We start from the raw sequence: 19,673 nt of genomic DNA, 5'->3' as shown, positions 1-19,673 counted from the left end.
GAATCATGCGCCGCACTGCTGTACGGCGCATGTCATAGATAGCCACGAAACTGCCAGGACGGAAGTGCCGGATGCTTGATCCAGGCTCTTAGTAGTCGTCGCTTTTTTCCGGTGGCACCAGACCCTCGATGCCGGCCAGGAGATCTTCCTCGGTCATGCGGTCGAAGGTGATGTTCTCCTCGGCGTCATCGGCGTCGGTGGCAGCAACGGCGGTGCCGGTCTGATCGGCAATCGCCTCGCCATCGGCCTCGGGCTCGTCGACCTCGACATGCTTCTGCAGCGAATGGATCAGATCTTCCTTGAGGTCGTCGGGCGACAGCGTCTCATCGGCGATCTCGCGCAGCGCCACGACCGGGTTCTTGTCGTTGTCACGCGGCACGGTGATCGGCGCGCCCTGGCTGATCTGCCGGGCACGGTGGCCGGCAAGCAGCACCAGTTCGAAGCGGTTGTCGACCTTGTCGATGCAATCTTCAACGGTTACGCGGGCCATGGTTTGCCCCTTTCATGCGATGGATTTGATGGAAAACAGGCGCGGTCCATAACCCGAACGCCGCCAAAATACAAGCATCATGGCAATGGCCGGGCTGCAGGGCGCCCAATCCTTCGTTCAAACACCCGATTCGGCAAAACTGGCTGTGCCTATGTGTTCGGTGTCCCGATCACAATTGCTTGCAGTGCCGCACGCGCCCTTGGATTGCCGTGAATCTGGCGCTATCTCGGATACATAGAGGTCAGCCGGTTTATTATGAGCCTGACCGAACGTCGCTATCGCATTTCGTTTAGACGGCCGTTTATTTCGAGAAGGAATATTTTCCATGTTCGACCCTCGTGAAAAAATCGCCCTATTCATCGACGGCGCCAATCTCTATGCGACGTCGCGCGCACTCGGCTTCGACATCGACTATCGCAAGCTCCTGTCGAGCTTCCAGAAACGTGGCTATCTTCTGCGCGCCTATTATTACACGGCGCTGGTCGAGGATCAGGAATACTCCTCGATCCGTCCGCTGATCGACTGGCTCGACTATAACGGCTTCAAGGTGGTCACCAAGCCGGCCAAGGAATTCACCGACTCGACCGGCCGCCGCAAGATCAAGGGCAATATGGACATCGAGCTGACGGTCGATGCGCTGGAGCTCGCCGATGTCGTCGACCACTATGTCATCTTTTCCGGCGACGGCGATTTCCGCACGCTGGTCGAGGCGCTGCAGCGGCGCGGCCGCAAGGTGTCGATCGTCTCGACCATGGCCTCGCAGCCGCCGATGATCTCCGACGATCTGCGCCGCCAGGCCGACCATTTCATCGACCTGACGACCTTGAAGAACGACGTTGGCCGCGATCCGTCCGAGCGGCCGGTGCGCAGGCCCGAGCCGGCCGAAGTCGACGAGGATGATTACTGAGGCCGGTCGCCTTGACCGCCTCTTCCGCCTCCGAGCCCAGCCGCGACTGCCCGCTCTGCCCGCGGCTGCACGACTTCATCGCCGAGTGGCGGCAGCGCGAACCATCCTGGTTCAATGCGCCGGTGCCGACTTTCCTGCCCTCGGAAGGTGACGCGACGGTCCAACTGCTGATCGTCGGGCTGGCGCCCGGCCTTCGCGGTGCCAACCGAACGGGCCGCCCGTTCACCGGCGACTATGCCGGCGACCTGCTCTACTCGACACTGATTTCGCACGGTTTTGCACGCGGCGAATTCAAGGCCAGACCCGACGACGGATTGGAGCTTGTCGGCACGGCGATCACCAATGCCGTGCGCTGCGTGCCGCCTGAGAACAAGCCGGTGGGCGCCGAGATTGCCACCTGCCGGACATTCCTGGTGCCGACGATCGCCCGGTTCCCTAATTTGCGCGCCGTGCTGGCACTGGGATCGATCGCGCATCAGTCGACGGTGCGGGCGCTGGGTGGGCGCGTCGCCGCCTACCCGTTCAAGCATGGCGGGCAGCTGCCGGCCGGTGGCGTCACGCTGTTTTCGAGCTATCACTGCTCACGCTACAACACCAATACCGGCGTGCTGACCGAAGCGATGTTCGTTAGCGTTTTCAGCCAGATAGCGGAATTCTTGCAGAAATAGAGCCGGGTGCCAGCGGATCAGCTTGGCGGCGCAAACAGTGCACTCAACGCACCGGGCCCACCCTGCAGCACATTCAGGTCGACATCGCCATTGATGCCGTCAACGCGACCCCTGTTGTGGTACTGCCAGTAGACCCAGTCGTCGCGATCCGGCTCCAGGAGCAATGAGCGGAGCCAGAGCGGACGGGCAGCAATGCGCCCTGCATACGCTTCCGCTGCGTCGTCGGTCAGATAGACAATCGCAGGCTTGCCGAACGCCGCCTCGACTGGAGCGAGGAACGCGGCCAGTTCGGCGTTCAATTGTTCGGGCGTCGGCCGCTGCGGGCAGTTGCCGCCGAATTCGATATCGACCACGGGTGGCAGCAGGGACTGATCGTGCGGCACCACCGAGATGAAATTCTTCGCCTGGTCCGCACCCGGCCGGCAAAAGATGAAAAAGTGATAGGCGCCGACGGCGAGACCGGCGGCCCGGGCCTCTTCCAGATTCCGTGCGAAAGCATCATCGACATGATCGCCGCCTTCGGTCGCCTTGATGACGGCAAAGGCGACATCGTCGGCGGCTACGCGCCGCCAATCGATCTGGCCCTGATGATGGGAGACGTCGATGCCCCTGACCGGATATTTATCGCGATCCGGCGAGAATGACCGGAAATAGAGATAGCCGCCTGCTGCAAGGAAACACAACAAGACCAGGCTGGCCAAACCAAAGAGGACAATCCGGTTCTTCAAGCGAATGGCCCCGCCTACCCACGCTCTTTTAACAGCCGGCCCTTCTCGCGCGACCAATCGCGCTGCTTCTCGGATTCGCGCTTGTCGTGCAGTTTCTTGCCGCGGCCGACAGCGAGCAGCAGCTTGGCGCGGCCCTGGTCGTTGAAATAGATTTTCAGCGGCACCAGTGTCATGCCTTCGCGGTCGACACTCTGTGACAGTTTCGCCATCTCGCGCTTGTTGAGCAGCAGCTTGCGGCGCCGGCGCGGCTCATGGTTGAAGCGGTTGGCCTGCAGATATTCCGGCAGATAGGAATTGATCAGCCAGATCTCGCCACCTTCGACCGAGGCATAGCTGTCCTGGATGTTGGCCTGGCCCTGGCGCAGCGACTTGACCTCGGTGCCGGTCAGCACCAGACCGGCCTCGACCGTGTCAAGCACCTCATAGGAAAACCGCGCCTTACGGTTTTCCGAAACGGTCTTGTTGTTGGGATCGGCTTTTCTGACTTGATTCATGATGTGGAGAGGTGGCGCCTCATCCCTAATTAATCAAGCCGGCGTGCTTCATAGCCGCATCGATCTTGTCGGCAGTCGACTGTTCGATCGTCACCAGCGGCGAGCGCAGCACGTTTTCGACCTTGCCTAGCTTCGACAGCGCATATTTGGCGCCGGAAACGCCAGGCTCGATGAAGATCGCCTTGTGCAGCGGCAGCAGGCGATCCTGCAGATCCAGCGCCCTGACGCTGTCGCCGGCAAGCGTTGCCTCCTGGAATTCGGCGCACAGCCGCGGCGCGACATTCGACGTCACCGAAATGCAGCCGACGCCGCCATGGGCGTTGAAGCCGAGCGCCGAAGCGTCCTCGCCCGAAAGCTGGATGAAATCCTTGCCGCACGTGGCGCGCTGCTCGGAGACCCTTTCGACCTTGCCGGTGGCATCCTTGACGCCGACAATGTTCTTGAAGTCGTGCACGAGCCGGCCCATCGTGTCCGGCATCATGTCGATGACCGAGCGCGGCGGGATATTGTAGATGATGATCGGCAGCTTGGTCGCCTTGGCGACCGCCGCGAAATGCTCGTAAAGACCGCGCTGTGTCGGCCTGTTGTAGTAGGGCGTGACGACGAGGGCGGCATCGGCGCCGGCCTTCTCGGCATACTGCACGAGGCCGACTGCTTCCTCGGTGTTGTTGGAGCCGGCGCCGGCGACGACCGGAACGCGGCCCTTGGCCACCTCGATACACACCTTGACGACCTGGCGGTGCTCGTCGTGCGACAGCGTCGGCGACTCGCCGGTGGTGCCGACCGGCACCAGGCCCGTCGTGCCCTCTGAGAGTTGCCATTCGACGAACGCGCGAAAGGCTTTCTCGTCGAAACGCCCGCTCTTTTCGAACGGTGTCACGAGCGCAGTAAGCGAGCCTCTCAGCATATCGTCCAACTCCTTGGGACTTGTTTGTTCATGCATGCCGTTGCCCCAAAACCGGTATTCACTTTGGGAAGACATGCATCGGTGCTTTATCGTGCGCGCCTTCTAGCCGAAAGCGAAGCGGCGCACCATAGTCTCGACATGGTTGCGCGGCAAGCATTGCCATGGTGCCAGCAAGCGCAATTCGAACGGCCTCGCTAACCCTTTGTTTACGAGCTCTTCACGACCTAAGTTTAGGCTTCGAGGCATCTTCGCCTGCTTGGGGAATGCCAGGACAAGGAAAGACTTAAGGATCATGCCGGGCGGTCGGCCTCATATTCTCGCGCTGCTTGGCGCCACGCTCGCGCTGATGCCGGGCATGGCGATCAGCGGTAGCGTGGACGTACGGGTCACCTCAGCCATTCCGATGCCGGGCGCGGCAATTGCGCTGCCTGACCTGCAGGGCAGGACGCCACAGCCGCCCTTGCCCGACGTCGCCCCCCTGAAGAGCGGGCTGGATGCGTTGGCGGCTGGCGATACTCCCCGCGCTCGTGGTGTGCGCGATGCCCTTCCCGCTCAGTCGCTCGACCAGCATATCCTTGCCTGGGCGATCGCGCTTTATGGCGGCGACAAGGTTCCGAGCGGCGATATCACTGCTGCGGCCAAGATGCTGCCCAATTGGCCGGGCACCGTCGCCCTGCGCAGGAACAGCGAGCGCGCACTCTATCGCGAGAACCCTGCCCCCGACATCGTTATCAGGGCGTTCGACGGCAGCCAGCCGCAGACATTCGAAGGCGTGATGGTTCTTGCCCGCGCCTATGTGGCGTCAGGCAATATCAAGGCGGCACGTTCGGTGCTGTCGCCCTTCTGGCGCACCGCGATCCTGGAGGCCAGGGACGAGGCGGCGCTGATCAAGGAATTCGGCAGCTTGATCCCGGCCACCGACCACCGTTTTCGCATGGAGCGCATGTTCTATGCCGACCGCGCGAATTCCGCCTTGCGCGTCGCCGGCCTGGCCGGCGCCCAGCATCTCGCCGAGGCCTGGGCGGCGGCCGACAAAGGCGACAAGAACGCGCCAAAGCTGCTGAAGGCCGTGCCGGCAATGCAACGTTCGGCCGGCTACTTCTTCGCGCAGGCCGAATATCTGCGCAAGCAGGAGGATTTTGCCGGGGCCGCCGCCATTGTGATGCAGGCGCCGACCAATCGCGACGCTCTCGTCGATCCGGATGCCTGGTGGGTCGAGCGCCGGGTGCTGTCGCGCGAACTGGTAGACCAGGGCGACATGAAGACCGCGTACAAGATCGTCGCCACACACGCCGCCGAAAGTGCCGCCAATGCGGCAGACGCCGAATTCCATGCTGGCTGGTATGCGCTGCGCGGCCTGAACGACCCAAAAACCGCGGCCAGTCACTTCGCTCGCATCGCGGACCTCGCCCAGGGGCCGATGACGCTGTCGCGCGCCTATTACTGGCTCGGCCGTGCCGCGGAAGTCGGTGGTCCGGGCAATGCAAAGGACTATTTTGCGCGCGCCGCTGCCTATGGCACGACATTCTACGGTCAGCTTGCCGCCGAACGCGTGGGTCGACAGGCGCTGAACATCGCCTACCCCTCGCCAAGTGCAGCCGACCGGCAGAATTTTGCCGGCCGCGAGGCCGTCAGCGCCATCAAGCGGCTGCAGGAGGCGGGCTACGACCGCTATGCCGAGACGCTCTATCGCGACCTTGCCGGGCAGTTGACCAGTCCGGGCGAACTGGCGCTGCTGGCTGTCCTTGCGGAAAAGCAAGGGAACCATTTCATGGCACTGAAAATCGGCAAGATCGCCGGGGCGCGTGGCATCGATGTCGGCGCATTGTCGCATCCGCTCGGCGTCATTCCCGATTCGGCCGACATTTCCGGCTCGGGCAAGGCCCTGGCCTATGCGATCGCCCGTCAGGAAAGCGAATTCAACATCGGCGCCGTGTCCAGCGCCGGCGCGCGCGGGCTGCTGCAGCTGATGCCGGGAACCGCAAGGCAGTTGGCGAAGAAGGCCGGGCTGCAGTTTTCGCAAACACGGCTGACCACCGATGCCGGCTACAATGCGACGCTTGGCTCAGCCTTCCTCGGCGAACAGCTCGATCGCTTCAACGGCTCCTACGTGCTGACCTTCGCCGGCTACAATGCCGGCCCCAACCGAGCCAGCCAGTGGGTGGCCAGATATGGCGACCCGCGCGGCAAGGACATCGACGCGGTCGTCGACTGGATCGAGCGGATTCCCTACACAGAAACAAGGAGTTACGTTCAGCGCGTGATGGAGAATTACGAAGTCTACAAGATGCGTATTTCGGGCAAATACGACATTGTCGGGGATCTGGTGAACGGGCGGAGTTGAGGCTTTCTGTCCTTCTCCCCTTGTGGGAGAAGGCAAGAGCGCCTTTCATTTGACCATCCCTGCCCTCGCCTGTAGCTGTCCAGATCGGTACAGCGAGATCGAACATTCCGATGGCAAGCGAGCAAAATTTCTCCGACTTCTTCTACAGTGCACCGGATGGGCTAAAACTTCATGCGCGCGTCTACGGTGAGGCCAATACCGGACTCTGGCCGGTTGTCTGCCTGCCTGGCCTGACCCGCAACGCCAGGGATTTTCACGAGCTGGCGCTCTATCTGTCGACGGATGCGGCAACTCCGCGCAAGGTGATCGCCTTCGACTACCGTGGGCGCGGGCAGTCAACCTATGATCCCGACGTCAAAAATTACAATGTCGGCGTGGAGGCCGGCGACATCCTGGCCGGGCTGACGGCGCTGAACATCGGAGAAGCGGCCTTCATCGGCACCTCGCGCGGCGGGCTGATCATCCATGTGCTCGGGATGATGCGGCCAGCCGTCCTGAAAGCCATTACTTTCAACGACATCGGCCCGGTGATCGAGACGGCCGGACTTGCCCATATCCAGTCTTATCTCGAGCGCGACCCGGCACCGAAAACCCGCCCAAAGGCAATTGCCGCCCAGCGCAGCGTGCATGGCGAAGACTTCCCCGCCCTTGCCGGCGCCGATTGGGATCGCATGGTATGGGCTCTCTACCGCGAAACGGATGATGGGCTGATGCCGGATTTCGATCCGAAGCTGGTGGATACCGTTGCCGGTCTCGATCTGACGCAGAAGCTGCCTGATCTATGGCCTCAATTCGAGGCGTTGGCCGCCATCCCGTTGCTCGCCATACGTGGTGCCAATTCGAGATTGCTGTCCATAGATACGCTGAAGCAGATGAGAGAGCGCCATTCCATGATGGAGACGATCACTGTCGAGGGCCAGGGCCATGCGCCATTCCTCGAGACCGGCAGCCTACCGGGCGACATAGCCGCTTTTCTCGACCAAGCCGAGCGGAAGAATATCCCGAAGTAAATCCCATGACCAAACAAGGTCACGGGATAGCTATATAGTGTAGGTGGAGATTCTTTAGCCTACTTGGCCTTTGAACTTTTCCGAGCCGCTTTCGGCGACTCCTTTGCGGCGGCGGCTGCCTCGTCCTTCTTTTTCCGCCCTGCCGTCGGCGACGAAGGCGTCGTCATAGGCGAAGAAAACATGGAGCCTTCAGCGCGATTGCCGCCCGGCTGAGTCGATCGAGGTGTTTCCAGCACGATGACACAGCCATCGAGATCGTTGGTGGCCAGATGCGCGTAGCGCATGGTCATCGACAACGTCTGGTGGCCGAGCCACATCTGCACGCGCCGGATGTCGATGCCGCCCTGGACAAGGCGCGAGGCGCAGGTATGGCGCAGTATGTGCGGCACCACCTGGTCGTCTGCGCCAAGTCCGACTTCGGCCTTCGCGTCGTTCCAGATGGCACGAAACTGTGCCTGGCTAAGCTTTGTGAACGGTCCCTTGGGCCGACGGCCTTCGGTGGGCGGCAGCTTGATGACCTCCTTGACCCGCTCGGTCATCGGAATGGTGCGGCTGCGGCCGGATTTGGTGATCCAAAAACTGACGCGATGCTCCTGGATATCGTTCCAGATCAGCCCAAGCGCCTCGCCGAGACGGCATCCGGTGTCGACCAGGAAGACGGAAAGCCTGTAGGCATCCTCGCTGCGGCTCTTAATGGCGGCGAACAGGCGCGCCTCTTCATCCCTTTCGAGGAAGCGAATCCGACCCGCCCGCTCCTTCTGGCGGCGGAACTCGGGCAGGCTGTGGATATCTCCCATCTTGTGAGCCTTGCGCAGCAGTTTGCTGAGGGCAGCCATCTTTCGATTGATGGTTGCGTTGCTGTTGCCGCGCTGGCGCAAGGTGCCGATAAGGTTGTCCAGGGTACTTTGGTCAAAGGCGCTGAAACGCTCCCCAAGGAGGATCTCGTCTATTTCGCCGATGAACGAGCTGACATTATACTTATGCCGCCCGTCGTCCCACAATATGTCCCGATATGCTGAAAAAAGATCTCCGACCCGATGCGACTTTACTTCTCTAATCTTGTTGTAGGTGTATCGAATCTTCGGACTTTGAGAAGAAAACATCGAAAAATGATCAGAGGACTCGCCCTCTTGAATCGCTTCGTTCGTCATCATTTGCCACACCCCCGAGTGGGATAGGTCAGCCCTACCCGCTTGGAAGCGTCCTTTCAAGAGATTTTAATCACGCGGTTGTGATTTCATCCGCCCATCAGCGGATCCCACGAAACCACTCCACGGATTTATTCAGCTACCGTTACCCCCATCCTTCTGTTTGCCTTGATCCAGTCACGAAAACAAAAACAGCCCGGGCGTTGTGCGCCCGGGCTGGATTTCACCTGTAAGGAACCAGCCCTTAGAACGAGCGCTGGAAGCGGAGGATACCGCCGATGTTGCTTTCCTTGTCGGCGCTGGTCCAGTTGGACGCAGGGTAGCTGCCGGCATTGAGGTAGTCGACTTCGGCCGTGATCGTGAAGCCTGGAACCACATCGTAAGCGATGTTCGCCGCGATGCCGAGGTTCTCGTCTTCGTCATACGACGCCTGGACGTTGAACGAGGTCTTCTCGTTGAACTTGTAGGTGCCACCGCCCCAAACTGCCCAGTTACCGCCCCACAGCTTGTACATGCCGCGACCACTAGCCACGAGACCACCACCAGCCGGGACAGCCCAGGTGCTGTCGTTGTAGTTATCGTCCGAGCCGTAGCCGCCCATAATCCACAGCGACAGTTCGTTCGAAACGTTGACGTCCAAGCGAACCTTGCCAGCGATTTCTTCGTAAGCGCTGTCATAAGCGACGACGCCGCTGATGGCGCCCCAGCCCTGCGTCCACTTCACGCCGCCGACGACATGCGGAACGTAGCTGTCGATCGAGTACGGGCCGTAACCTTCTTCCAGCGAGACGACGGCCGAGAAGCCGTTGCCAGCATCGAAGTAGTACTGGATGACGTTGGTGTCGAAGCCGCCGTAGGGAACCAGCGTATCCTGGATGACGTTGCCGGCATAGCCGATGAACGTATCGAAGGCCGATTCGTCTTTACCGACACGGAGACCACCGAGCTGGATCCAGGCGAAGTTCAGCGAGACGTCCTTGTTGGAGGCGTTGCCAGAGTAGCTGCCGTCTCCTCCGCTAAATCTCGTGTTGCCGAAGTTGAAGCGGGTTTCGGTGTAGGTCTTCAACGTGCCGAGCTCGGTTTCCTGACCGGTCCAGGTCTTCAGCGTGAAGCGGGCGTTCTTCTGCCAAGTATCGTTGACTTCACCGTCTTCTTTGTCCCGGGCCCAGGCACCATCGAACGAGCCGACATCGCCAGCGCCGATGTCATAACGGACATAGCCGCCGATGCGCAGGCAGGTTTCGGTGCCGGGGATGTAGAAGTAGCCAGCGCCGTAGACGTCGCAAATCTTGACGTATTCAGCGGGTTCCGGCTCGGCGACGACGACGGCGTCGGCGGCGCGCGCACCGGAAACTGCGATCAGGGCCGCAGCGGAGCCGAGGAGAAGGCTCTTGATGTTCATTTTCTGACCTCCAGTCAAAAGTTAAAAAACGGGTCTGGGTATTCTTTGCTGAAGGACAGCGTTCCCTGCCCCATCCCCACTACCGAAAAAGATGCGCACCGCGCCGCTCCTTCGATACCGACATTACCCATGAGACGGCGGCGTTCAACCACGATCGTACCGGTGAAAGGGCTGCCTGGCTGCTATCCCCTGGCGTTGTTGCACAAATGACACGATTTGGCCTCACTCAGAAAGCTCTCGTTAACCATCAGGCCCGCCGCAACCCCTTGTTTGCCGCCGAATCCGGCGAAGGGCCGCCGGAATCATGGCAAGCTCCCGAGTCGCTAGCCAGGAAACAACCGCAGAACCGCCGCATCCATGGAAGGCCACGGTTCAGTGCATCTTATTTTTCCATATAATGATGCGGGCTTGTTGATTGTGCCGGCGCTTTTCTTTATCCACCGGCGCAACGGAGAGGTGGCCGAGTGGTCGAAGGCGCTCCCCTGCTAAGGGAGTAGAGGTCAAAAGCTTCTCGTGGGTTCGAATCCCATCCTCTCCGCCATCCTGCTTCGCGCTGCGCGCTTCGCAGGACAAGTCCCGACCTCCGCGCGAAGCAAGATGCCCTCCGAAGCCGTAGCGAAGGAGGGCTCAAGCGCCTGAATTTCTTGCAAAAACAGGGTTGGCAGCTGCCCTTCGGCCAAGCAGGGTACCCTCTCGCATTGGCAAGGAGGGGCTGGCTCATGTGATATGTGTATTCTCGAGAGCGAGGTTGCGGAAGGCGGGCGTTATGTCGGCATGACGTCGGACCTGAAACGACGGCTTGCCGAGCACAATTCGGGAAATCCAGCCATGCGTCCAAATTCCTGCCATGGCGGATCGTCACCCATATGGCCTTCTCGAATCAGGCCAAGGCAGCTTCATTCGAGGTTATCTCAAATCCGGTTCAGGGCACGCTTTCGCCAACAAACGCTTTTGGTGACGGCCGCAGGCCTACCGAAAAATCCCACGGTTTTCCAAAAAGAGATAACGATAACAGCTCGTTACTCCGATGAAGCGGGCGGCGGCTCCCGTAATTTCATTCGATTCTGACTGGAGGTCAGAAAATGAACATCAAGAGCCTTCTCCTCGGCTCCGCTGCGGCCCTGATCGCAGTTTCCGGTGCGCGCGCCGCCGACGCCGTCGTCGTCGCCGAGCCGGAACCCGCTGAATACGTCAAGATCTGCGACGTCTACGGCGCTGGCTACTTCTACATCCCCGGCACCGAAACCTGCCTGCGCATCGGCGGCTACATCCGTTACGACATCGGCGGTGGCGACCTCGGTTCGTTCGATGGTGCAAAAGCCGCGGATCACCAGGATGGTGATGACCACAATACTTGGCTGAAGAATACCCGCTTCACGCTGAAGACCTGGACAGGCCAGGAAACCGAACTCGGCACGTTGAAGACCTACACCGAGACCCGCTTCAACTTCGGCGACGACAACGCTTTCGAGGACGTCAACGCCGCCCATAACCGGGACGTCTCGCTGAACTTCGCCTGGATCCAGCTCGGTGGCCTGCGCGTCGGTAAGGACGAATCGGCCTTCGACACGTTCGTCGGCTACGCCGGCAACGTCATCCAGGATACGCTGGTTCCCTACGGCGATTTCGACACCAACGTCGTCCAGTACTACTTCGATGCCGGCAACGGCTTCTCGGCAGTGGTCTCGCTGGAAGAAGGTAACGCCAATGACACGATCGACAGCTATGTTCCGCATGTCGTCGGTGGCGTGAAGTACACGCAGGGCTGGGGCGCCATCACCGGTGTGGTCGCTTATGACAGCAACTATGAGGAAGTGGCCGGCAAGGTTCGCCTGGATGTGAACGTCTCCAACGAACTCTCGCTGTTCATCATGGGCGGCTACGGCTCGGACGATAACCTCAACGACAACCTCGGCAATCATGTCGACGCCAATGGTCGCGGCTTCTACAAGATGTGGGGTGGCAATTGGGCAGTGTGGGGCGGTGGTACCTACAAGTTCAACGAAAAAACCTCGTTCAACGCCCAGGTGTCCGCTGACGATTGGAAGAACGTCGGTGTTGCCGCGAACATCGCTTATGACGTTGTTCCGGGCTTCACCGTCACGGCCGAAGTCGACTACCTCCATGCAGGCCGATTTGGCGATGTCAACTATATCAACCCATCGTTCACACCGGCCGACAAGAAGAACAGCATCGGCGGCCTCCTCCGCTTCCAGCGCTCGTTCTAATATATTTCGACTTGTCCAAATCGAAACCCGGCGGGCAACCGCCGGGTTTTTTCATGCCGGATTTCCAAGGGACTCGTCAAAATGCACCTGTGCTGCCAGCAGCGGAGCCTCTGCACTTCTTGAATGTTTGCGGCCAACGGTAGCCAGCCGCCGAGGCGGAGCCCTGACAGCTCCGGCAACCAGGGCTATTAGCCAGTCCGGCAGCGCCGGAGGTTTCGCGATCAAGCGCTTCGAGCGTCGACCCGCAGAAAATAATTGACCAACCGAGCGATTGCGTTTGGTACCATCGGGTGCGAAATCACGCGCATCCCTGCGCTTCTTCAACTCAGCAGTGCCAATCAAAATCGAGGAGGCGTGCGCGCATGAGAGGCACGCCAGACTCCTTTGAATTACGTTTCCGCCAAGTCGCCCAAAGCATCGATGAGCGGCTGGATCTCGCCTTCATAATTCTTCCAGCGCTTGACGGACGATTTGTAGATCGGTTGACGGACCTGCCAGCGGCTCGGCGTGTTGACCGAACCATCCCTGTCGAAAAAACGCAGGCAGGCGTCATCCCAGGGCAGCCCAACGTAATCTATGAGGCGGCGTGACTGCGCCTCCTGATCCTCGACGAGCGTTTCGTAGCGGTTTTCGAAGACCAGGCCCGGGAAAACCTCGTTCCAATGCTGCATCAGACGGTCATATTCGCGATAGTAGAGACCCAGTGTCTTCAGATCGGTGTTGTAACTGTGCCCCTCGCCGAATTTCAAGACATAGCAAGAGACGCAATTGTCGATGGCGTCACGGCGGCAATGGATGATCTTTGCGTTGGGGAAGAGAAGGCCAATCAAACCGATCAGTTCAAAATTATGCGGCATCTTATCGACGATCCTAAGTGCCGCGGGCGCCCGCTCCTTCAGATAGGACAAATGCTCCTCGGCCAATGTTCGGGACAAGCCTTTTGTGATCGAAGCGACCGCCGAGTTCAAATCTCCGGCTGACGACCTTCTGAGTTCAATCGCATTCGCCACCCGCCTAAGCTTCATTAGTTCGCCCGCGCCGTGTACATTAGGATGACTGGCGCAGATCTGTTCCGTAAGAGTCGTGCCTGAGCGAGGCATGCCGACCACGAACACGGGAACTTCCGAAGGATTTCCGTAATCCGCCTTGGCAGCCAGCATCTCAGGCGTGAAGGTCGCAATCAGTGAGTCTATCCAGCGACGGTATTGGTCGATATCGAAGTTGCGGCCTGATGCCTGTTTCGACTTGTTGAAATGGTCGAATGCATCCTTATAGCGTTTGAGGTCATTCAGCACCTTGCCGGCCGCCAGATGAAGGTTCTCGGCACCATCCGGTTCAAGCTTCGGATTTCCAAGTTCGCCAAGAATGGCTTTGAGTTCCTTAGGCTCTTCGGTGAATTTTTGTGTCTGCACCAGGTCATTGTACGCCGCCGGCACCTTGATACGACGTTCGATTGCCTCCTGAAGATAGGCGGCAGCTTCAACCATCCGTCCCACGCTGGTGAGCGCGCGAGCCAGTCCGATCCGCACCTTTGGATGATCCCGGTTTATTTTTAGTGCCTTCTCATAAAGCGGCAAAGCCATCTCGGGTTTGTCAAAGTCGATATAAGCGTCCCCCAATGCACAAAGTGCTTCGATAAGATCTGGCTGCAACTCCAAGGCGTATTGCATATGTCTGATTGCTGGCGAATATTCGCTGACCTTCACATAGGCCGAAGCCAGCCCAAGGTGGTAGTAGGGGTTTTTTGGCTCCTCGCCGACCGCGCGTGCGAAATATCGCAAGGCCGCCTCATCGTCGTAGCCCAGGCACACGGTCCCCAAGATATACAGGGCAAGTGGATGGTTGGGCGTACGGGCCAGAACTTGCAGGCATAAGTCCTGAGCTTCGCCGAGCCGTTTGGCTTGCTGAAACTGATATGCCTGCTGCAGCAACGCCTCGTCGGCCTGCGCACGCGAAAGCGAATTCGCTTTCGGAAGATTCGGTTGCGGGAATTTGGGTTTCGGTCCGGTTTGGACCTTCAGGTGCTTGGACCAGGCAGGCGGCAGACGATTGTTCATTGCGTCTCGCTAGCAAAAAGATACGCAGGAATCCAGCGTTACGATTGCGGACCGCCGGGTGCTTGCACGGCCAAGTCGGCCACGCTAGCAAGAAGGCCCTTTTTCAAGCGAGCTTCCGCCATGCACCAGCGCCCTCCCCTCATGCCGCTCATCGCAGCGCTTCCCTCGACGGTGCCGTTTGTCGGCCCCGAAGCGCAGGAGCGCGAGCGTGGCCGCGCTTTTCGCGCCCGCATCGGCGCCAATGAGAGCAGCTTTGGTCCCTCGCCGCGCGTCACCGCCCGCATGGCCGAGATCGCTGGCGACATGTGGATGTATTGCGATCCCGACAATTTCGATCTGAAGGTGGCGGTGGCCGCGCATCACGGCGTAAAGACAGAGAACGTGGTTGTCGGCGAAGGCATAGATGGCCTGCTCAGCCTGGTGGCACGCATGTATGTCGCGCCTGGCGATGCTGTGGTCACCTCGCTCGGCGCTTATCCAACCTTCAACTTCCATATTGCCGGTGTCGGCGGGCGCCTGGTGACGGTCGCTTACGACAACGACAGGGAAAGCCTGGACGGCCTGCTGGCGGCGGTGCGCAGGGACAAGGCGCCGCTGGTCTATCTCTCCAATCCCGACAATCCGATGGGTAGCTGGTGGGAGGCGAGCGAGATCATCGGCTTCATCGAGGCGCTGCCGCAAACCACCATGCTGGTGCTCGACGAGGCCTATGGCGAACTCGGACCGGCCTCGGCGCTGCCGCCGATCGATATCTCCAGGCCAAACGTCATCCGCATGCGCACCTTCTCGAAGGCTTACGGGCTGGCGGGCATACGCTGCGGCTATGCGCTGGCCGAAGCCCAGGTGATCCGCGACTTCGAGAAGATCCGCAACCATTATGGCGTCAGCCGCATGGCGCAGATCGCCGGCGTCGAGGCGCTTGCGGACCAGGACTATCTGCAAAGCGTGGTGGCGCGGGTCGCGGCCGGCCGCCGACGCATCGCCGGCATTGCCGAAGCGAACGGGCTGAAGCCACTGGCGTCGGCGACCAATTTCATCACCATCGATTGCTGCGGCGATGGCGCCTTCGCGCTGAAAGTGCTGCAGGGCCTGCTGTCACGCGACGTCTTCATTCGCAAGCCGATGGTGCCGGTGCTCGACCGCTGCATCCGCGTCAGCGTCGGCCTCGACCATGAACTCGACATCTTTGCCGAGGAGTTGCCTGGCGCGCTGGCAACAGCGCGGGGAAACTAGGATCGCGTCTGCAAGCAAACCGGCAGCAAAAGCTGCCTACAAATCCATCTCCCAGGTCTGGCCGGTCAGATCCTTGCCGAAGCTGTTGTGGTGCTCCTGCGAGACCAGCCTGAAGCCGGCACGTTCGTAGATCGCGCGCGCCGCAACGAGGATGTCGTTGGTCCACAGCACCAGCTTGGTGTAGCCGCAAGCCCGGGCCTGGTTCACGCATTCCGCGACCAGTCGTTTGCCGATGCCGAGGCCGCGCGCCGACGCCTCGACATGCAGCATTCTCAGCTTGGCCACTTCGTCGTCCTGATGAACCAGGAACACCGCGCCAACCGGCTCACCACCGCGCTCTGCGATCCAGCAGAAATCGCGGCCGGGCACGAAATTGCGAATGAAATCGGCGCCGATCTCGGCGAGCATGGCCTCGAACTCGATCGTCCAGCCATATTCCTCGGCATAGAGTTGGGCCTGGCGCTGCACGACCCAGCCGACATCGCCGACGCGATGCGGCCGCAACGTCACCTCGCTGCTGTCACTGGTGGGATCACCCAGCAATTCCCCCGCCTTGCGCAAGGCGCTGCGCAGTTCATGCAACCTGTCGTCGGGGACGCTTTCGATCAGCCGCGCCGTGTCCCGATCGGCCGCCGCCTGCAGTCTGGCAAGCGCTGCCTCGCCTCGTGAGGTCAGCGAGAGGACCCTTCGGCGCCGGTCAGCCGGGTCCGTTCTGGCCTCGGTCAGCCCCTGGCCCGCGAACTTGCGCAGGATCCGCGTCAGATAGGCGGCATCGACACGCAACTGTCTTGCTATTTCGGAGGCCGCCGGGCCATTCTCCAGCCGAAAAGCACCAGCTAGGAAACCTCGCTCCCCGGCGATTTCGGCGGAAGCCGGGTTGCTGCGGTGACCCAGTTCGAACAGCACGCGCGCCTCGGTCAAAGTGAATGCACTTTGTGTCAGCGTCTCGTCGAGAAGGCCGACGGTGCGCGTGTAGAAGCGATTGAAGCGCCTGACATCGGCCACCAATGCGTTGCGTTCGTCCAACATCCGCAGCCACTCCTAAGGCAGCCGTATTTTCCAAAATTAGTGGACGGAGTCAAATAAATTTCGAGCCAGAGAGCCCAGCCATTGCGCCCGCGCCCTTCCCAGGTTGCATTCCTCACGCCATGCGCCAGATTCAAAACGAGACAGGCTTTGGAGAGATTCATGGCTGATCGTCGCAGGGAAGTGCTGACGCGGGTCTACGGCAATGTGCAAGGCGTCGGCTTCAGGGCCTGGGCTCGGGATCAGGCCACGAGCCTTGGCCTTGCGGGCTGGGTCCGCAATGAGGCGGATGGGTCTGTAACGGCCCAGATCGCTGGGCTCGATGAGGCGGTCTCGACAATGATCGAGCGCCTCTGGAAAGGGCCGTCCGGGGCTTCGGTTTCCAGGGTCGACGTCGAGGACCTGGCAACACAACACGCTCTTGTCGGGTTCAGGATCATTGCCTGAGCGCGCCGCCTTGAATTAATCGAACGTTCGTTTTATTATCACTCCACAGAGGAGCTGACATGGCGCGCACGACCGGATCCGATGGCGAAAAGACCGAAGCGACCATCCGTGGGGCGGCGGTCAACCTCATCGCGCGGTTTGGCTACGAAGCAATGTCGATGCGCCAGCTTGCCGCCGAGGTCGGCGTCCAGGCGGCCGCGCTCTACCGCTATTTTCCAACCAAGGAAGAGCTTCTGTTCACGCTGATGCGCGAGCACATGGAGGGTCTGGCCACAGCATGGGAAGCAGCCCGCCCGGCGGACGCAGATTCGGCGCAACTGCTCTCGGCCTATGTGCGCAATCACATCGCCTTTCATATCGAGCGACGGCACGCCACGCATGTGTCGAACATGGAATTGCGCAGCCTGTCGCCCGAACGGCTGACGCAGATCCTGCGCATGCGCACTGCCTACGAAAAGGAACTGCGCACTATTTTACGCGATGGCGCCGAGACGGGCACCTTCAGCATCGACGACACCGGGCTGACCGCCATGGCACTGATCCAGATGATGACTGGCGTCATCGTCTGGTTTCGGCCGGGCGAGCGGCTATCGATCGCCGAAGTCACGGCGACATATCTTTCAATGACAATGCGCCTGGTTGGCGCGAGGATCGGCACCTACAGCGCCGCGCGTCCCTTCGGACGCGCAAAGGACGCTGTAGCATTTTGATTTTGCGCATGATCCCTTTCCGAAAATCAAAGTCGATTTTCGGGGTCATGCGCAGGGAGGAACGGCATGTACACGAACACACTCAGCTTCGGGCATGACGAGGAGATCGAGGCGCTGCGCGACTTGGTGCGGCGCTTCGCCCAGGACCGGATCGCTCCGATCGCCGCCGACATCGATCGCTCGAACGAATTTCCGGCGCATCTGTGGGGTGAACTCGGTGCGCTCGGCCTGCTCGGCATCACGGCCGATCCCGATTTCGGCGGCAGCGGCATGGGCTATCTCGCGCATGTGATCGCCGTCGAGGAAATCTCGCGCGCTTCGGCCTCGGTCGGCCTCTCCTATGGTGCTCATTCCAATCTCTGCGTCAACCAGATCAACCGCTGGGCGACAACGGCGCAGAAGGAAAAATTCCTGCCGCCACTGTGCTCGGGTGAGCGGGTCGGCGCGCTGGCGATGTCGGAACCCGGCGCCGGCTCGGACGTCGTCTCGCTCAAACTGCGTGCCGAAAAGCGCAACGACCGCTACGTGCTCAACGGCACCAAGATGTGGATCACCAACGGGCCTGACGCCGAGACCCTGGTCGTCTACGCCAAGACCGACCCGGACCTGAAATCGCGCGGCATCACCGCCTTCATCGTCGAGAAAGCGATGGCCGGGTTTTCCGTGGCGCAAAAGCTCGACAAGCTCGGCATGCGCGGCTCCAACACCGGCGAACTGGTTTTTTCGGATGTCGAAGTGCCGTTCGAAAACGTGCTGCATGAGGAAGGGCGCGGCGTCGAGGTGCTGATGTCGGGCCTTGACTATGAACGCACCGTGCTTGCCGGCGGCCCGATCGGCCTGATGGCGGCATGCCTCGACGTGGCGATCCCCTATGTGCATGAGCGCAAGCAGTTCGGCCAGGCGATCGGCGAGTTTCAGCTGGTGCAGGGCAAGCTGGCCGACATGTACACGGTGATGAACGCCGCGCGCGCCTATGTCTATGCCGTTGCTGCCGCCTGCGACCGCGGCCAGACGACACGCAAGGATGCCGCCGGCTGCGTGCTGTTCGCCGCCGAGAAGGCGACGCTGATGGCGCTCGACGCCATCCAACTGCTTGGCGGCAATGGCTACATCAACGACTATCCGACCGGCCGCCTGTTGCGCGACGCCAAGCTCTACGAGATCGGCGCCGGCACCAGCGAAATCCGCCGCTGGCTGATCGGGCGGGAAATCATGGCGGAGGGAGTGTGATGGCCCCCTCCGCCGCGTCATCCGAACGCCTTCGGCAAGTCCTCGGTTGGCTTGGCAACGATCTGGTGTGCATCGCGCCACAGAACCTCGCGCTCGTGCGCCGACGTAATCGACCGCACGGGCAAGCCGCCCTCCTCGATCAACCAGGCGCAATAGCGCGCGCGGCTGATCGCTTCCTTGGCGTCCGGATGGAACCAGCAGATGCCCCAGATCGGATTCCGGCGCTTGAAATGCCGGCCAACCCGGCCAGGAATGGGCAAATACTGGTTGAACCAGTCGAACTGGTCTCCCAGTTCACTTCGAATCCAGTCCGGGCAGCCGTTCTGGTGCAAATACCAGGACGCCCGGAAGAAGCCGGTCTCCACCCCGCTGTTCGGATGGACCAGCGGCGTAACGAATCGCACATACATGACGACACCCACGGCGCGCGCAGGCGCCATGTTTCTCTTGCTCAAATTCGGGGTGTGAAAAGCCGCCCTTCGGCGGCGTTAGCCGAGAGCCGAAGGGAGACATCTTGTGAAATGCATATCCATGCCTTTCATCTTCGCCTCCTGAAGGTGCCATCCAAACAAGAACGCAGAATGCCGAGTTTGACACGCAACGTTCGGGGGCGGGCTGATACACTGGTTCCCTCGCGGCATCAA

The 19,673-nt window shown here is 60.6% G+C and carries 18 protein-coding genes, 1 tRNA gene and 1 pseudogene; 11 read left to right on the top strand and 9 right to left on the bottom strand.

Translation table 11 applies throughout. The features are described 5' to 3' along the window. Positions 1 to 88: 88 nt before the first annotated feature. Complete coding sequence (gene rpoZ, locus EOB80_RS07740; protein ID WP_013532591.1) at positions 89 to 490, bottom strand: DNA-directed RNA polymerase subunit omega; 402 nt, start codon at positions 488 to 490, stop codon at positions 89 to 91. A gap of 325 nt (positions 491 to 815) precedes the next feature. On the opposite strand from rpoZ, the gene EOB80_RS07735 reads away from it, so the two are divergent. Together EOB80_RS07735 and EOB80_RS07730 are read left to right on the top strand one after the other, a co-directional pair. Beyond that, positions 816 to 1,397 (top strand): NYN domain-containing protein, encoded by a 582-nt coding sequence (locus tag EOB80_RS07735; RefSeq protein WP_127267156.1) that lies wholly within the window; start codon positions 816 to 818, stop codon positions 1,395 to 1,397. Between the two features lie 11 nt (positions 1,398 to 1,408). Beyond that, a complete protein-coding gene (locus EOB80_RS07730; protein ID WP_127327229.1) occupies positions 1,409 to 2,065 on the top strand; it encodes a uracil-DNA glycosylase in 657 nt (218 codons plus the stop codon). Between the two features lie 17 nt (positions 2,066 to 2,082). On the opposite strand, the gene EOB80_RS07725 is transcribed toward EOB80_RS07730, so the two are convergent. Genes EOB80_RS07725 through dapA form a run of 3 tightly spaced genes read right to left on the bottom strand, consistent with a single transcriptional unit; the run spans position 2,083 to position 4,194 of the window. Beyond that, entirely contained in the window at positions 2,083 to 2,793 is a 711-nt protein-coding gene (locus EOB80_RS07725; RefSeq protein ID WP_127327228.1) for a GH25 family lysozyme, read from the bottom strand. A gap of 14 nt (positions 2,794 to 2,807) precedes the next feature. Beyond that, positions 2,808 to 3,287: an SsrA-binding protein SmpB gene (gene smpB / locus EOB80_RS07720; protein WP_013532594.1), complete on the bottom strand. Its 480-nt coding sequence runs from the start codon at positions 3,285 to 3,287 to the stop codon at positions 2,808 to 2,810. A gap of 25 nt (positions 3,288 to 3,312) precedes the next feature. After that, entirely contained in the window at positions 3,313 to 4,194 is an 882-nt protein-coding gene (gene dapA / locus EOB80_RS07715; RefSeq protein ID WP_127327264.1) for a 4-hydroxy-tetrahydrodipicolinate synthase, read from the bottom strand. A 292-nt stretch (positions 4,195 to 4,486) separates the two neighbouring features. On the opposite strand from dapA, the gene EOB80_RS07710 reads away from it, so the two are divergent. Together EOB80_RS07710 and EOB80_RS07705 are read left to right on the top strand one after the other, a co-directional pair. Next, positions 4,487 to 6,538, top strand: coding sequence for a lytic transglycosylase domain-containing protein (locus EOB80_RS07710; protein WP_127327227.1), 2,052 nt, complete (start codon positions 4,487 to 4,489; stop codon positions 6,536 to 6,538). A 110-nt stretch (positions 6,539 to 6,648) separates the two neighbouring features. Next, the gene (locus tag EOB80_RS07705) at positions 6,649 to 7,548 is read left to right on the top strand and encodes an alpha/beta hydrolase (RefSeq protein WP_127327226.1); all 900 of its coding nucleotides are present in this window, start codon (positions 6,649 to 6,651) and stop codon (positions 7,546 to 7,548) included. 59 nt (positions 7,549 to 7,607) lie between these two features. On the opposite strand, the gene EOB80_RS07700 is transcribed toward EOB80_RS07705, so the two are convergent. Further along, complete coding sequence (locus EOB80_RS07700; protein WP_127327225.1) at positions 7,608 to 8,702, bottom strand: site-specific integrase; 1,095 nt, start codon at positions 8,700 to 8,702, stop codon at positions 7,608 to 7,610. Positions 8,703 to 8,940: 238 nt separating this feature from the next. Then, a complete protein-coding gene (locus EOB80_RS07695) occupies positions 8,941 to 10,098 on the bottom strand; it encodes a porin (protein WP_127327224.1) in 1,158 nt (385 codons plus the stop codon). Positions 10,099 to 10,548: 450 nt separating this feature from the next. Here EOB80_RS07695 and EOB80_RS07690 point away from each other — a divergent pair. The 3 genes and pseudogenes from EOB80_RS07690 (at position 10,549) to EOB80_RS07680 (ending at position 12,326) form a co-directional block, all read left to right on the top strand. Continuing rightward, a tRNA-Ser gene (locus EOB80_RS07690) sits at positions 10,549 to 10,639 on the top strand. 185 nt (positions 10,640 to 10,824) lie between these two features. Beyond that, positions 10,825 to 11,056 (top strand): annotated as a pseudogene (locus EOB80_RS35095) (GIY-YIG nuclease family protein). Positions 11,057 to 11,180: 124 nt separating this feature from the next. Further along, positions 11,181 to 12,326 (top strand): porin, encoded by a 1,146-nt coding sequence (locus EOB80_RS07680; RefSeq protein ID WP_127327223.1) that lies wholly within the window; start codon positions 11,181 to 11,183, stop codon positions 12,324 to 12,326. A 389-nt stretch (positions 12,327 to 12,715) separates the two neighbouring features. On the opposite strand, the gene EOB80_RS07675 is transcribed toward EOB80_RS07680, so the two are convergent. Beyond that, positions 12,716 to 14,383 carry a sulfotransferase gene (locus tag EOB80_RS07675; RefSeq protein WP_127327222.1) on the bottom strand — a complete coding sequence of 556 codons (1,668 nt, stop codon included), beginning with the start codon at positions 14,381 to 14,383 and terminating at the stop codon, positions 12,716 to 12,718. Between the two features lie 120 nt (positions 14,384 to 14,503). On the opposite strand from EOB80_RS07675, the gene EOB80_RS07670 reads away from it, so the two are divergent. Beyond that, positions 14,504 to 15,616 (top strand): pyridoxal phosphate-dependent aminotransferase, encoded by a 1,113-nt coding sequence (locus EOB80_RS07670; RefSeq protein ID WP_127327221.1) that lies wholly within the window; start codon positions 14,504 to 14,506, stop codon positions 15,614 to 15,616. A 36-nt stretch (positions 15,617 to 15,652) separates the two neighbouring features. Here EOB80_RS07670 and EOB80_RS07665 read toward each other — a convergent pair whose 3' ends face one another. After that, a complete protein-coding gene (locus EOB80_RS07665; RefSeq protein WP_127327220.1) occupies positions 15,653 to 16,645 on the bottom strand; it encodes a bifunctional helix-turn-helix transcriptional regulator/GNAT family N-acetyltransferase in 993 nt (330 codons plus the stop codon). 159 nt (positions 16,646 to 16,804) lie between these two features. Between EOB80_RS07665 and EOB80_RS07660 the strand changes: the two genes are divergently transcribed. The 3 genes from EOB80_RS07660 (at position 16,805) to EOB80_RS07650 (ending at position 19,029) form a co-directional block, all read left to right on the top strand. Next, on the top strand, positions 16,805 to 17,089 hold the full coding sequence (locus EOB80_RS07660; protein ID WP_127321261.1) for an acylphosphatase: 285 nt from the start codon (positions 16,805 to 16,807) through the stop codon (positions 17,087 to 17,089). Between the two features lie 59 nt (positions 17,090 to 17,148). Further along, entirely contained in the window at positions 17,149 to 17,799 is a 651-nt protein-coding gene (locus EOB80_RS07655; RefSeq protein WP_127321262.1) for a TetR/AcrR family transcriptional regulator, read from the top strand. A gap of 66 nt (positions 17,800 to 17,865) precedes the next feature. Beyond that, positions 17,866 to 19,029 (top strand): isovaleryl-CoA dehydrogenase, encoded by a 1,164-nt coding sequence (locus tag EOB80_RS07650; protein WP_127327219.1) that lies wholly within the window; start codon positions 17,866 to 17,868, stop codon positions 19,027 to 19,029. Between the two features lie 17 nt (positions 19,030 to 19,046). On the opposite strand, the gene EOB80_RS07645 is transcribed toward EOB80_RS07650, so the two are convergent. Then, positions 19,047 to 19,469, bottom strand: coding sequence for a hypothetical protein (locus tag EOB80_RS07645; protein ID WP_206516795.1), 423 nt, complete (start codon positions 19,467 to 19,469; stop codon positions 19,047 to 19,049). Between the last annotated feature and the right edge of the window lie 204 nt (positions 19,470 to 19,673).

It is taken from the genome of Mesorhizobium sp. M7A.F.Ca.MR.245.00.0.0 (assembly GCF_003997415.1).
In the GTDB taxonomy this organism is placed as follows: Bacteria; Pseudomonadota; Alphaproteobacteria; order Rhizobiales; family Rhizobiaceae; genus Mesorhizobium.
This window is presented reverse-complemented; position numbering and strand designations above follow the sequence as displayed.